This is a genomic window from Bombella sp. ESL0385 (assembly GCF_009725755.1).
Taxonomy (GTDB): domain Bacteria; phylum Pseudomonadota; class Alphaproteobacteria; order Acetobacterales; family Acetobacteraceae; genus Bombella; species Bombella pollinis.
In genome coordinates this window covers 853,048-866,408 of record NZ_WNIJ01000001.1, presented here as the reverse complement: position 1 = coordinate 866,408, position 13,361 = coordinate 853,048, and the positions used below count along the sequence as shown (strand labels likewise).

General features: G+C 54.4%; 12 protein-coding genes. 4 read left to right on the top strand and 8 right to left on the bottom strand.

The features are described 5' to 3' along the window. Positions 1–45 precede the first annotated feature (45 nt). Positions 46–885, bottom strand: a complete 840-nt coding sequence (locus tag GM557_RS03945) for a prephenate dehydratase (protein ID WP_155573039.1) — start codon at positions 883–885, stop codon at positions 46–48. Then, entirely contained in the window at positions 876–1,625 is a 750-nt protein-coding gene (locus tag GM557_RS03940) for a 3-deoxy-manno-octulosonate cytidylyltransferase (protein WP_155573038.1), read from the bottom strand. Before GM557_RS03940 ends, GM557_RS03945 begins: the two co-directional genes overlap by 10 nt. 68 nt (positions 1,626–1,693) lie before the next feature. Here GM557_RS03940 and GM557_RS03935 point away from each other — a divergent pair, with 68 nt between their 5' ends. The 3 genes from GM557_RS03935 (at position 1,694) to GM557_RS03925 (ending at position 5,429) form a co-directional block, all read left to right on the top strand. Further along, on the top strand, positions 1,694–2,488 hold the full coding sequence (locus GM557_RS03935) for an inositol monophosphatase family protein (RefSeq protein WP_155573037.1): 795 nt from the start codon (positions 1,694–1,696) through the stop codon (positions 2,486–2,488). Between the two features lie 65 nt (positions 2,489–2,553). Beyond that, positions 2,554–3,834: a phosphoglycerate dehydrogenase gene (gene serA, locus GM557_RS03930; RefSeq protein WP_370513422.1), complete on the top strand. Its 1,281-nt coding sequence runs from the start codon at positions 2,554–2,556 to the stop codon at positions 3,832–3,834. 98 nt (positions 3,835–3,932) lie between these two features. Continuing rightward, a complete protein-coding gene (locus GM557_RS03925) occupies positions 3,933–5,429 on the top strand; it encodes a YifB family Mg chelatase-like AAA ATPase (RefSeq protein ID WP_155573036.1) in 1,497 nt (498 codons plus the stop codon). Positions 5,430–5,475: 46 nt separating this feature from the next. Here the strand turns inward: GM557_RS03925 and GM557_RS03920 are convergent, their stop codons facing one another. Then, the gene (locus GM557_RS03920) at positions 5,476–5,640 is read right to left on the bottom strand and encodes a hypothetical protein (protein WP_155573035.1); all 165 of its coding nucleotides are present in this window, start codon (positions 5,638–5,640) and stop codon (positions 5,476–5,478) included. Between the two features lie 114 nt (positions 5,641–5,754). Beyond that, positions 5,755–6,978, bottom strand: coding sequence for a cystathionine beta-lyase (gene metC / locus GM557_RS03915; protein ID WP_155573034.1), 1,224 nt, complete (start codon positions 6,976–6,978; stop codon positions 5,755–5,757). Between the two features lie 113 nt (positions 6,979–7,091). On the opposite strand from metC, the gene GM557_RS03910 reads away from it, so the two are divergent. Next, positions 7,092–7,871: an endonuclease/exonuclease/phosphatase family protein gene (locus GM557_RS03910; protein ID WP_230880591.1), complete on the top strand. Its 780-nt coding sequence runs from the start codon at positions 7,092–7,094 to the stop codon at positions 7,869–7,871. Here the strand turns inward: GM557_RS03910 and cls are convergent. The 4 genes from cls to tsf all read right to left on the bottom strand — a co-directional run bounded on the left by cls (position 7,789) and on the right by tsf (position 13,253). Then, positions 7,789–9,210 carry a cardiolipin synthase gene (cls, locus tag GM557_RS03905; RefSeq protein WP_155573033.1) on the bottom strand — a complete coding sequence of 474 codons (1,422 nt, stop codon included), beginning with the start codon at positions 9,208–9,210 and terminating at the stop codon, positions 7,789–7,791. The two genes, GM557_RS03910 and cls, sit on opposite strands and share 83 nt — an antisense overlap. A 19-nt stretch (positions 9,211–9,229) precedes the next feature. Next, a complete protein-coding gene (parC, locus tag GM557_RS03900; RefSeq protein WP_155573032.1) occupies positions 9,230–11,440 on the bottom strand; it encodes a DNA topoisomerase IV subunit A in 2,211 nt (736 codons plus the stop codon). Positions 11,441–11,483: 43 nt separating this feature from the next. Beyond that, positions 11,484–12,254: a DNA repair protein RecO gene (recO, locus tag GM557_RS03895; protein WP_155573031.1), complete on the bottom strand. Its 771-nt coding sequence runs from the start codon at positions 12,252–12,254 to the stop codon at positions 11,484–11,486. Between the two features lie 87 nt (positions 12,255–12,341). Further along, positions 12,342–13,253, bottom strand: coding sequence for a translation elongation factor Ts (gene tsf / locus GM557_RS03890; protein WP_155573030.1), 912 nt, complete (start codon positions 13,251–13,253; stop codon positions 12,342–12,344). Positions 13,254–13,361 lie beyond the last annotated feature (108 nt).

Sequence of the window (13,361 nt, the reverse complement as noted above, 5' to 3'; positions counted from 1 at the left end):
CAAATAATGCCACCATTATAAGCATCCTCCCCTCTGGGAGAAAGGTCACATCTCATCACGGAAGGGACTCCGTGGGTAACTCCCCAAAATATGATGGCCCTCGCTTACCTTTACCAACGCGGTGAGGGCATGGTGCACCTTTGGCTCCTCCACCGCACCTTCTATATCCATCAAAAAACGAGACGCCTCAAAAGAGCCCCCCAGCATATAGCTCTCAATCCGCGTCATGTTGACTCCATAACGTGCAAAACACTCTAAGACATCACATAAAGCCCCCGGCACATGCCGAATATGGACAAGCAATGTCGTCATCATCGGTTGCCCAGCCATAGCATCTGTAACAGAATCTGGCAGGGCAACACGGTAAAAGCGCGTTGTATTATGGGCAGCATCCTCAACATTGCGTTGCAGAATATTCAACCCATTCAGCTCCCCCGCTAGAGAGGACGCAATGGCTGCATCTTCCTTCCGCCCCCAGCCAGCTACAAGCTCCGCCGCGCCTGCTGTATCAAACTCCGTCACAGGCTCCAACGCATAATGAGCAAGCAAGCCGCGTACCTGTGCCATCGCTACAGGGTGCGTATGAACACGCTTTATATCCTCAAGCCGTGCCCCCGGTACGGCTAATAGGCAATGCTCCACGCGCTGAAAATGCTCCCCAACAATTTTTAACCCCGCCTCTGGCAAAAGCGCATGAATCTCCGCCACACGCCCAGCAAGAGAGTTCTCACACGGTAAAAGCCCCTCATCGGCTTGCCCATCCCGCACGGCCTCAATCGTCTCGGCAAAGCTGCGGCATGGTAGGGTAACCCAGCCCGGCCGGGTTGCACGGCATGCAAGGTCGGAATACGCACCCGGTCGGCCCTGAAATGCAATTACCGGCATGATGCTCTCTCCCCCAGATGCGCCCTGACCCGCGCTAAATCCTCTGCTGTATCCACACCTAACGGAGCATGAGCCACCTGCACACAGCCGACCGCCATGCCAGCCTCTAAAGCGCGTAATTGCTCCAAACGTTCGCGTTTTTCTAACAAAGAAGGCGGCAATCTCACAAATTGCGCTAAAGCCTTACGCCGCCACGCATACACCCCTACATGATGCCATAAAGGCCCCACTCCCCACGGAATCACAGAGCGCGAAAAATATAAGGCCCGCGCTACAGCATCATCATGCTGAAACGCACAGGCTACCTTCACAACCGACTCGGCCTTAGCTTCAGCCTCGCTCTGCACGGGAGCCACTAAGGTGCCGATTGCAAACTGCTCATCCTCTAAAGGGCGCAATGATTTTGCAATCATCTGGGGGTCTATCAAAGGGAGATCCCCTTGGAGATTAACGACAGAATCGTAATGTTCGTGAGGGTCATAAACAGCCAACGCCGCTTGCACACGGTCCGAGCCACTGGGCAAAGCGGGGTCTGTTAAAACCACCTCCACACCGGGAAGATGGGAGACAGCCGCGCTAATCTCATCATCGCCCGCAGCGACTAAAACCGGCCCCAACCCAGCCGCCACAGCACGCCGGGCGACATGAACAATCATCACCTCGCCATCAATTAAAGCCAAAGCCTTGCGTGGAAGCCGCGTAGAGGCAATTCTGGAGGGGATGACAATAATCGCTCGCATGAGTCCTTGATTGCCGCGCTCCCTGCGTCTCGTCAATTACTCCGTAAGAATAAAGGCATATCCGCCCTATGTCCCACCCCGCTTTTTCTGACTATCTTCCCCTCGCCCAACAATGCGCCGAGGCCGCGCGGCGGGTCATTCTTCCCTATTTTCGGCAGTCACTTACTATTCATGCTAAAGAGGATGACAGTCCCGTTACCAAAGCTGACCAAGAGGCCGAGGCCGCTATGCGGGCCCTCCTCACCCAGCATGTGCCCCACCATGCCATCTTAGGAGAGGAAGCGGGACACTCTGGCCAGATAGATAATGAATGGCTCTGGGTCTTAGACCCTATAGACGGCACGCGCGCCTTTGTGACAGGCCGCCCCAGCTTTACGAGTTTAATCTCTCTCTTTTACAAAGGCCGCCCTGTTTTGGGAATCATCGACCAACCAATAACCAATGAACGCTGGATAGGGGTTGAAGGCGCACCCAGCCGTTATGACGCCCCTCACATGCCCGGCCATATCGGCACATGTCAGCACGTCCCCCTCCATGAGGCTGAACTCTCCTGCACCGCACCAGAAATCTTCCGCCCTGCGCAATATCAATGCTTCCAAAAACTCCAAAAACAAACGCGCCGGACCTCATGGGGCGGCGATGCTTACGCTTACGGACTGCTCTGTTTAGGTCATATCGACATCATCGCAGAAGATACGCTCAAACCGTGGGATTGGGGGCCTCTTTTGCCCATCATCACGGGGGCCGGTGGCTGCGTGACAGATTGGGCAGGCAATGCTTTAACACTAGAAAGTGATAGCACTATCCTCGCTTGTGCCAACCCAACCCTCCATAAGGAGGCGATAGAGGCCCTTTCCTCTTAACGCGCTGTCCGTTACAGATAAAGAACGATTCCTTTCGTGCCGCGCTCATGTTGGCACCCGCCTTTATGATGAGGTTACCCGCTATGACCCTCTCCCTCGCTAAAGACCGTATTAAAATCCTTCTGTTGGAAGGGATTCATGACAGTGCGGTTAATTACCTAGAGCAACAAGGCTATGCCTCTGTTACCCGCTTAAAAGGAGCTTTAGAGGGTGATGCCCTTAAAGAGGCCCTTGATGGCGTCCATATGGTCGGCATCCGCAGTCGTACGCGCCTTACAGCCGAGATTATCCATTCTGCTAACCGCCTAATGGCGATTGGCTGCTTCTGCATTGGGACCAATCAGGTGGACCTTAATGCCGCGCGTATGGCCGGTATTCCTGTCTTTAACGCACCTTTTAGCAATACGCGCTCCGTTGCGGAGCTGGTCATGGGCGAGATTGTGATGCTCCTCCGCCGCATCCCCTCCCGCTCGGAAGCCTGCCATCAAGGTGGATGGGAGAAATCCGCCGCCAATGCGTGGGAAGTACGCGGCAAGACAGTCGGCATTGTTGGCTATGGCTCCATCGGCTCTCAGCTTTCTGTTTTAGCGGAATCCTTCGGCCTGCGCGTACTTTACTACGATATTGCCCCGCGCCTGCCCCATGGGAACGCCATCGCCGTTGCCTCGTTGGAGGAATTGCTAAGCCAGTCCGATATTGTCACCCTGCATGTTCCTGAAACGCCAGAGACAAAGGACATGATTGGCGAGGCAGAAATCCGTGCGATGAAGCCTAACTCCATCCTCCTCAATAATGCCCGTGGTACGGTTGTGGACCTTGAGGCCCTCGCCCGCGCGCTTAAAGATAAGCATTTGATGGGGGCTGCGATTGATGTTTTCCCTGTCGAGCCAAAAAGCAGCCAAGAGCGTTTTACCACTCCGCTGCAAGGGCTAGAGAATGTGTTGCTCACCCCTCATATTGGTGGCTCCACGATGGAAGCACAAGAGCGCATCGGTGTGGAAGTCGCCCAAAAGCTAGTGGAATATTCCGATGTTGGCTCAACCATCGGGGCGGTCAATTTCCCGCAAGTACAGCTTGGCGAACGCCCCGGTGGGATGCGCTTTATGCACGTCCATGCCAATCAGCCGGGTATTTTAGGGCAAATCAACGATATTTTTGCGAAGTCGGCCTGCAACCTCACAGCGCAGTTCCTCCAAACAGATGGCGAGCTTGGCTATGTCGTCACCGAGGCTGAGGCTCAGCCGGGGCAGGACATCCCCACATTGGAGAAAGCCCTGCTCGAGCAGCTTCGCGGTTTGAAAGGGACGTTACGGGCCCGCTCTATCCGCCCGCTCATGAGCGCGTAAAGAGGCCTCGCCTCTCTATCAGCCCCCGCCCATCATGAATACGCCTATGATGGCGGGGTATCGTCCCACAAGCCCCTATATGACGGAATCCTAGCGTTATGGCGGTTACGCCTCCTTCCCTTGCCCGCATCCAAAGCTTCACTTTTATGGGGATTGATGCTTTGCCGGTCATGGTGGAGGTGCAAATCTCCAGCGGGTTACCGTCTTTCATCATCGTTGGTATGCCCGCCCGCGCTATTGCGGAATCACGCGAGCGTGTTCGGGCTGCCCTCTCCGCTATGGGGCTTGCCCTCCCCCCTAAGCGCATCCTTGTTAATCTCACACCAGCAGACCTCCCCAAAGAGGGCGCGCATTTCGACCTCCCTATTGCGCTAGGCGTCCTTGTCGCGATGGGCGTCATCCCACCAGAGGCCACAGCCCCGCTCACCGCCTTAGGGGAAGTCGCCTTAGATGGCACGATAAACCCTGTTAGGGGCGTTCTTTGTGCGGCATTAGCGGCTGTCAGCCAGGAGCGTGGCTTAATCTGCCCGGCCTCTCAAGGGGCAGAAGCCCGTTGGGGCCATCCAGAGCTTAACATTATTGCTGCCCCGACCCTTAAGGCACTCATTGGCCATCTTCGCAAAGAACAACCCCTCCCGCCAGAGCCTCCACCCACGCCACAACCTCCCGATTACGGGCCGGACCTCAAAGATGTTAAGGGCATGATGCAAGCACGCCGTGTGTTGGAGATTGCCGCAGCGGGGCGTCATTCCCTGCTGATGTCTGGCCCGCCGGGCTCTGGCAAATCCATGCTAGCAAGCCGCCTACCGAGCATCCTGCCTGAGCTTACCCCTGCTGAAATGCTAGAGACGAGCCGCATCCATAGCATTAGCGGGCTATTACCGGCGGGTAGGCTCATCAACCGCCCGCCTTATCGCGCACCGCATCATAACACGACCCTCCCTGCCCTCGTTGGCGGCGGTCCTAAAGCTATGCCCGGCGATATTAGCCTCGCTCACAATGGCGTTCTTTTCCTTGATGAACTCCCCGAGTTCCCCCGTAATTGTCTGGAAGGTTTGCGCCAACCTGTTGAAACAGGGGAAGTAACCATCTCCCGCGCGGCACGGCATACGCAATATCCAGCGCGTTTCCAACTCATCGCGGCGATGAATCCCTGCCGGTGCGGCTATGTCCATGATGCCGAACGCGCTTGTAAAAAAGCCCCTCGTTGTGCGCAAGAATACACTGCCCGCATCTCCGGCCCGATGATGGACCGCATGGATTTATGCGTCCATGTCCATTCCCTCTCCCCCTTAGAAATCAGCCGCGCCCCTACGGGTGAGAGCAGTGCAGAAGTACGCACGCGCGTCCAACAAGCTTATGACCGCCAACTCGCCCGACAAGGGGCGTGTAATGCTGCTATGCCGCCAGAAGGCTTTGCCTTTGAGGACGAAGCCCGCACCCTTGCCGAGCAAGCCGCCCTACGGATGAAACTCTCTCATCGCGGTATTACGCGCATGTTCCGCGTAGCCCGCACCATCGCGGATTTAGACGCAGCCACCACCGTACAAAAACAGCATGTAGCCGAGGCTCTTTCTTACCGTAATGCACTATAGGCCCCGAAGACACGCGCCCTTACCTGATGTGATAGAAAAGCACGTTCTACTCAGTATGTTCTGGCCAACGAATAAAGCGATTTAACGCCCATTCCTCAAGAGCTTGGAACATCACCTGCTCCATTGTCTCATTATGTGAGGCAGTATAGTCCTTCAGGGCCTCTAACGCCTCTGTCTCTAGGTTAAGCACAAGGAACAACGCATTGGTCATAATACGCTCCTTTAAAACCAAGGTCATCTTCCCTCTAGGAAAGACGATTCCCACGCCTCACGCATTGATATAGAACAATAGAGGTCCTTAATACATTAACGCGTAGTAAATTAACTATGTAAGTAACGTCAAGGCCTTAAAGAAATCTGCTTTCAGGTCATCTACATCCTCTAGTCCCACTTGGACACGAAACGCCGCCCCGCTGGGCAAACCTTCATGATGCGTCCGCTTCAAACCACCAGATGTAGGCAGTACAAGGCTTTCATACCCGCCCCAGCTTACGCCTATACCAAATAGCTCCAAGCTCTCTAACATAGCCATCATCGCCTCTTGCGTGATGCCCGCTGCTAATTCCACACCAAATAGCCCACTTGCATCTTGGAAATCCCTCTTCCAAAGCGCATGACCGGGACAAGAAGGCAGAGCAGGATGACGCACACAAGCAACCTCTGGTCGGCTCTCCAACCATTGCGCTAACGCATAAGCAGAGCGGGCTTGCTGTGCCAAACGCACGGCCATCGTTTTTAAACCGCGTAATGTCAACCAGCACTCATCTGGTGCGCCACAGGCCCCAAGCTCAATCGCTGCACGGCGCAAGGCCCGCCAATCCTCTGGTTTTTGAACCGTAATCGCCCCTAAAATCACATCGGCATGGCCTGCGGGGTATTTCGTCAAAGCTTGAATGGACACATCCACCCCATGGGTAAAAGGCTGAAACGCCCCAATCCCCCATGTATTATCCAGCAATAAGCGTGCCCCCACCCCATGTGCTATCCGCGCTAACAGGGGAATATCTTGGACCTCAAATGTATGGCTACCGGGGCTTTCTGCAAAGATAACCGCTGTATGAGGCTTCATATAAGCCCGCAATTCAGCCTCGTTCGCACGCGGAGGATAAAAGCTGATTTCCACCCCAAAGCGGGCCAAAAAATTAACCGCAAAACGCCGTGTCGGCCCATAAACCGAATCGGGTAATAAGAGATGATCCCCGCCCTTTAAAAAAGCGAGCAAGGCTACTGTACAAGCAGCTAGGCCAGAATTAACAACCTGCGTATGCTGCCCGCCCTCTAGCGCAGCAATAACGCGCTCTAACTCATGCTGAACGGGGTTACCCATCGCCCCATAAACAAGCTCATGCTCATAAGCCCGTGCCCCTTGGGCCTCCATATCCGCCACAGTGGGGAACACTACAGTAGAGCCACGCTCGATAGGTGGATTCACAAAACTACCATCGCGCTCCGGCTTTTGCCGCCCCGCATGGGTTAAAAAGGTCGCTAATTTCTGCCAACCAGCCCCAATGATGCGCTCTGATGATTCAGATGATGGTGTCTTTTCCATATCCACCCCATAGCCCCCCTTGCTGGATCCGTTTCGCTCTTTATAGCGCGCCGCCTAACCCTAAACTACCCAACTCGGCTTCATGGTGTTTTTCCTCTTAAAAACGGTATAGAATGAATCTTTCTATTGCTAAATCTCAGGCCATGTTCATGCAGGATTCGACAATACCCTCTACCTCCTATCTTCGGCTCGTTAGTTGGAATCTCTTCCATGAAGATGGTGCCACATTAGAGGATATTCGCCTGCTACTGCGTACAACCAAGGCTGATATTTTACTGATGCAAGAATGTCGCCCTTTTACAAACCGCCTACCGGACCTCGTTGGTGGTCATTATAGCCGCCTCGCTTCCGAGGGGCGTGTGCATGGGACAGCTTGTTGGAGTCGCTTCCCCTTCCAAACCCCGCCCCGGCTGCACATGCTCCAACCGGGGCTAGTCGCTCATCGCTCGGCGCAATTATTGGAGTTTGATATTGGCTTCGGCCCCTTTACAATCGCCAATGTGCATCTCTCCCACGGTCCTATCCTCAACCGCCGCCAGCTACGCCTTATCCGGCAAGAACTCTCAGAGCGCGCCATCATTATGGGGGATTTTAACCAAGTTGGGCCTGCTATGCTCCGTGGCTTTAAAGATGTCGGCCCGCGTGAACAAACACATCGGATGCTTGATAAAGTCCCCCTCCGGCTGGATCGCTGCCTAACACGTGGCTTCTCAGCCCTAAGCCATCGCGCTTATCCCCGTTTTGGCTCGGACCACCGGCCTATTGCCGTCACCCTTTACCCTCATGATGAAGTGGAAACCTTTCTCCCCCTTAAAGGTAAGGGAGAAAGAGCCGACATACCCCATTACGCAACCTTGTCACCAACGGCCATACCTCAATATCCGACAAGGTAAGCCTGTCGTTACAATGGGCTAGGATGAAGCCCTCCAAATGAGCGGCGGTTGCCTCATCATGCAATGTTATGTTGCTCTCAAAATTGAGCCGCAATGACCGCCTATCCAAATTCGCGCTACCGACAAAGCTCCACATCGTATCGACTGTCATTAATTTGGAATGATTAAAGGGCGGCGCACCTAACCAAACACGACAACCAGCCTGTACCAACTGCCGCAAACATGCATCACGCGCATAATCGGTGATGGGATGATTACTTCTATGCGGCACAACAATATCAATCACCACACCACGCAATGCGGCTAATTCTAACGCTGTTGCAAAACGATCATCGGGGATGAAATAAGGCGTCATGAAACAAACATGATGCCGTGCCAAAATAATGGCTTGGAGGATGGTATATTCTATAAGCTCCACCTCCATATCCGGCCCAGATGTCACAACCCGTGCAGGAATATCCCCTGCTGCAACGGGGTCTGGGAAGTAACGCTCGCCGTCCAGCTCCTCCCGCGTTGTAAACGCCCAATCTTTAATAAAGACTTCTGATAACTGCTGTACAACGGGGCCTTCTAGGCGGAAATGTGTATCTGCCACCGGCATACGGCGGTGGGTAGCGTTATTGAGGCAATTTTCATCCCCAATATTTAACCCGCCCATATAGCCAACACGGCCATCCACCACCAAAATCTTACGATGATCCCGCAAATTGACAAAAGGCATCCGCCACGGCCATAGCGAATGCATAAAACGCGCACAGCGTATATGACGTTGTCGCAACTGCTTGATAATGGGGCTATAGAGATAGCCACTGCCAATCCCATCCACCAACACACGCACCTCAACACCGCGCTGCTGCGCTGTGGCAAGGGCATCTACAAATTGGCGACCAATTTTATCATACCGAAAAATGTAAGAGCATAAGAGGATGGACCGCTCCGCCTGATGAATACTCTCCAACATATGCGGGTAGGCTTGGTCACCATTATGAAGGCACTCAACCTGATTCCCCTTCAATAAGGGTAAGCCCGTCAAGCCATCCAACATCTTAATCAACGGATTCATGAAACTATCTTGAGCATCATGCGTCCATTTAGCGAGGAAGGCGGTTTCCTCCGGGCTAGTATATTCCCGCAATTTTTGCGCGCGCCGCCGCACCCGATTAATACCGAGGCATAAATATAGGATAGGCCCCATATAGGGCATAAACCAGCAAATGCCGATCCACCCTGTCGCAGCGGCCGTGTCCCGTTTTGTTAGCAACACATGCGCTGTAATACCGAGCGAGAACGCAATATGCAGCGCACCAAACCAAAAAGAGGCTGAAAAGAACGATGCCATATAGGGCCGCACCCCTCTCTTAACGCCGTAACATCCATTGCGGTGCGACCCGGCCAGCACTCCCACGACGCCCCACAAGCGGCGCTAAATCCTCTGGCGAGCGTGCCCGTTGGCCATCTTGCCATATCAGCCCTTCATCAAGGCAAAAGAGCCGGACCTGCTTTAAACTTGCCCCGGCAGCCAGTTTTTGCAAACTCACTCCCCCGCCTTTTGCCACTTCGGCCACTTGCTCCAACGGGAAAATCAGCGCGCGCTTATTGGTTGTCAGGCACAAAACATGCGTTCCCTCCGCTGGGAGGACATACTGCACCACAGCCCCATCGCGCAGATTAAAGACCTGCCGCCCTGTCCGCTTCTCAGCTGCGAGATTCCCGGCTGAAACCTGCATCCCGCGCCCATCACTGCTTGTCAGCATATAGCGGCTCTCATCATCACCTAATGCAAAGAGAGCCACCGGTTGGTCCTCTTGGGCAAGGTCTGCCAAAGTACGCACCGGCTGGCCAAAACCACGACCACGCGGCAGGTCTGCCACTTTTAACGTAAAAGCGCGGCCTCCTGCTGCCATCATGCACAGGCGGTCCGTACTCTGACATTCCACAGCATAAGCCAGCCCATCGCCTTCCTTAAAACGATGATTCGCTACATCATGCCCATGCCCCTTTACCGCACGGATCCACCCTTCTTGCGAGAGTAGAACCGTCACAGGCTCCCGCTCCACCGCAAGGGCGGCGGACGTATCAATAGTTGCAGGGGCTTCCCCTATAATGGTGCGGCGAGCCCCATAAGCTCCCCCTTCAAAAAGAGCCTGCATTTTTTGGAGGTCTTTACCGATCCGGCTCCAACGGCGTTTTTCAGAGCCTAAAAGGGCTTCCAGCGTGGCTTGTTCTTTCCCAAGGCCATCCCACTCTTTACGTATCTCCATTTCTTCCAAACGCCGCAGAGACCGCAAACGCATATTCAACACATAATCGGCTTGCAATTCACTGAGGGAGAACGCCTTCATCAAAGCGGGTTTTGGCTCATCTTCCTCCCGAATGAGGCGGATGACCTCATCTAGATTTAGATAGACCTTTAAGAACCCTTCTAAAATCTCCAGCCGCTTCAATACCGCATCCAAACGGTGCTGCGTCCGGCGGATTAAAACCTCATGAACATGCTCTAACCATGCCTGCAATACCGCTTTTAGCGACAAGACCCCGGGGATCTTCCCTTGGCTCAGCACATTCATATTCAAGCTAAAACGGCTCTCCAACATCGTATGTTTAAAGAGCGTCTCCATCAGCACTTCTGGGGCACAATTACGGGTTTTAGGCTCCAAGACTAATCTTATATCCGTTGTGCTTTCATCCCGCACATCTGCCAGAAGGGGCAGCTTACGCTCCTCCATCTTCTTGGCGATATCTTCGATCAACTTACCCTTTTGCACTTGATAAGGGATTTCCGAGACGATGATGCTCCATGCCCCAGCGCGGCCTTTCTCTACAGCCCAACGCGCCCGGATGCGGAAACTCCCCCGGCCTGTCTCATACACTTGGATGAGCGTCTCCCGGTCCTCCACCAATAGCCCTCCCGTGGGAAAGTCCGGCCCTTGGACAAGCTCTAAAAGCTCCGCGATGGTACAATCTGGTTTTTCAATCAATAAACGTGCGGCTTGGTAAAGTTCCGCCGCGTTATGAGGGGGGATGCTTGTGGCCATCCCCACAGCAATCCCCGCCGCCCCATTAGCCAACAAATTGGGGAACAACCCCGGCAAGACAACAGGCTCTTGGTCCTCATTATCATAAGTCGGGCGGAAATCGACCGCATTATCGCCAATGCCTTCCAGCATGATGCGCGCGGTTTCTGTCATTCGGCTTTCTGTATAACGCATGGCTGCTGCACCATCGCCATCAATCGAGCCGAAATTGCCTTGCCCTTCCACCAAGGGATAACGCACAGCAAAATCCTGCGCTAGGCGGACTAACGCATCATAAACGGAAGCATCACCATGGGGGTGGAACTTACCAATCACATCCCCCACCACGCGGGCGCATTTCTTAAAGCCAGAGCTTGGGTCTAGCTTGAGCTGCTGCATCGCATAGAGCAAACGCCGATGCACGGGCTTAAGACCATCGCGCACATCCGGCAGGGAACGCGATGTGATAGTGGACATCGCATAGGCCAGATAACGCTCGCTCAACGCTTCTGCCAGCCGTGTATCTTCAATATGCCCGGCGTGGTCCCCCGTCATAAGCTCTCCTGCTCTCTTTATTCAGACGCATATGCGCAACAGGTTAGACACGCTCTTTGCCCTCATGTCCAGTGCTGCTAGCGACAACAGCCCGCTGTAAAGCGGCCATTAATCTCTCCCGCGCGGCAGGGAGTGGACGGTGATGCGTCGCAAAAACAGCCCGTTGCAGAAAATAACCGCTCAGCTGGGCTCCTTCTAGCCAATCTGCTGCGCGGCCTTCGGCCTCCTCGTCATATAAAAAGGACGGCAGAGGGAGAAGTCGATCCTTCCACTCCCCTGCCCCCTCCTCACTCACAGCGCGCCCCGTACGGGGGGAGACATAAGCAAGCCCCTCACTCGCCCCCGTAACAGCGCAGCGATCCAGCGTTAAGCCATAACCAAGCTCTTGCAGCAAAAGCAGCTCCCACCGTAAATAGAGCGCAACAGGCGGTTTAGCTGGGGAGACACTTAAAGCCCCTAAAAAATGCGTCAGAGAGGAAAAGAGAATCTCATGCGGCTCACGTTCTGCAAGGGCCTCACTACAAAGGCTACACGCACTGCTCAACAAGGTTAGAGCGAGGGGATAATCCAACAGAAAAGACGCGCTGGGCCTAACAAGCTCTGCCGTCAAATAGCCTAGCTGCTCTGGCAGGCGGGCTTTCCAGCGGGCCATGATAAGGCTGCCCTCTTGCCACAACCCCGTTTGCCGGCGAGAGCGTCCCCCATGCACCAACGCATGATACATACCACGCTTTTGCGTCAATATCGTAGCACGTAAGCTGCTCTCACCATGGAGGGACAACCGCAAAATAATCGCTGGCTCTTCCCACTCCATACGTCCCTCCCTTTTAGGGCCGTAACATGAAAAAAGCCCCCGCTATAGTAACGGAGGCCTTTTCTCATCATAAACCCCTAATAAGGCTTATTTCTTTTGGCCAGAAGCCGCAGCGACCTCAGCCGCGAAGTCTGTCTCAGCCTTCTCGATGCCTTCACCGAGTTTAAAGCGCGTAAAGCCGACCAGCTTTGCCCCAGCCTTTTTGACAACTTCCTTCACGCGGCTCTCACCGTCATGCACCCAGACTTGCTCCAGAAGAACCACTTCCTCATAGAACTTACGGATACGCCCATCGACCATCTTCTCAATGATAGCTTCTGGCTTGCCAGAGTTACGGGCTTGCTCCTCCAGCACCTTACGCTCATGCGCCACAGCAGCAGCATCCACACTATCAATATCCAGAGCGGTCGGGCTGGTGGCTGCAACATGCATACCAATCTGACGACCCAATGTGAGCAGAGCCTCACTCTCGGAAGGAGCCTCAATCGCAGCCAACACACCGATGCGGCCAACACCCGGACGCAGCGCACCGTGGACATAGCTCGCTACAACGCCAGAAGGAACGCTCAGCACGCTCACGCGGCGGAGGCTCATATTCTCGCCGATTGTTGCGACAAGATGGGTCAGCTCATCAGCCACTGTACGACCAGACGGCATTTTAGCGGCCTTAACAGCCTCTAAATCATCACCGACCTTCAGCGCAACTTTGGCGATATCTTCCACAGCCTGCTGGAAGGCATCATTACGCGCAACGAAGTCCGTCTCCGCGTTCACCTCAACCAGAGCAGCCTTTTTGCCCTCAACCGCTACAGCAACGAGACCCTCAGCCGCCACACGGCCGGATTTCTTTGCGGCTTGGGAGAGGCCCTTCTTCCGCAACCAGTCAATCGCGGCTTGCATGTCGCCCTTAGCTTCGGTCAGGGCTTTTTTACAATCCATCATGCCGGCACTTGTTGCATCGCGCAGCTCGCGCACCATTGCTGCTGTAATCTCTGCCATAGTCTCTAACCTCTAATAACAAGCGGCACAGCCACGGGGACCCCACGGCTGTGCGGCTCTCTATACGCACATAGGCAGCGTAGCATCCCGCATAGGGCTAGACGCTAC

Excerpts from the sequence above, each read along its gene's own strand:
- GM557_RS03945 (WP_155573039.1), bottom strand. The coding sequence starts at position 885 with ATGCCGGTAATTGCATTTCAGGGCCGACCGGGTGCGTATTCCGACCTT.
- GM557_RS03940 (WP_155573038.1), bottom strand. The coding sequence starts at position 1,625 with ATGCGAGCGATTATTGTCATCCCCTCCAGAATTGCCTCTACGCGGCTT.
- GM557_RS03935 (WP_155573037.1), top strand. The coding sequence starts at position 1,694 with ATGTCCCACCCCGCTTTTTCTGACTATCTTCCCCTCGCCCAACAATGC.
- serA (WP_370513422.1), top strand. The coding sequence starts at position 2,554 with ATGATGAGGTTACCCGCTATGACCCTCTCCCTCGCTAAAGACCGTATT.
- GM557_RS03925 (WP_155573036.1), top strand. The coding sequence starts at position 3,933 with ATGGCGGTTACGCCTCCTTCCCTTGCCCGCATCCAAAGCTTCACTTTT.
- GM557_RS03920 (WP_155573035.1), bottom strand. The coding sequence starts at position 5,640 with ATGACCAATGCGTTGTTCCTTGTGCTTAACCTAGAGACAGAGGCGTTA.
- metC (WP_155573034.1), bottom strand. The coding sequence starts at position 6,978 with ATGGAAAAGACACCATCATCTGAATCATCAGAGCGCATCATTGGGGCT.
- GM557_RS03910 (WP_230880591.1), top strand. The coding sequence starts at position 7,092 with ATGAATCTTTCTATTGCTAAATCTCAGGCCATGTTCATGCAGGATTCG.
- cls (WP_155573033.1), bottom strand. The coding sequence starts at position 9,210 with ATGGCATCGTTCTTTTCAGCCTCTTTTTGGTTTGGTGCGCTGCATATT.
- parC (WP_155573032.1), bottom strand. The coding sequence starts at position 11,440 with ATGACGGGGGACCACGCCGGGCATATTGAAGATACACGGCTGGCAGAA.
- recO (WP_155573031.1), bottom strand. The coding sequence starts at position 12,254 with ATGGAGTGGGAAGAGCCAGCGATTATTTTGCGGTTGTCCCTCCATGGT.
- tsf (WP_155573030.1), bottom strand. The coding sequence starts at position 13,253 with ATGGCAGAGATTACAGCAGCAATGGTGCGCGAGCTGCGCGATGCAACA.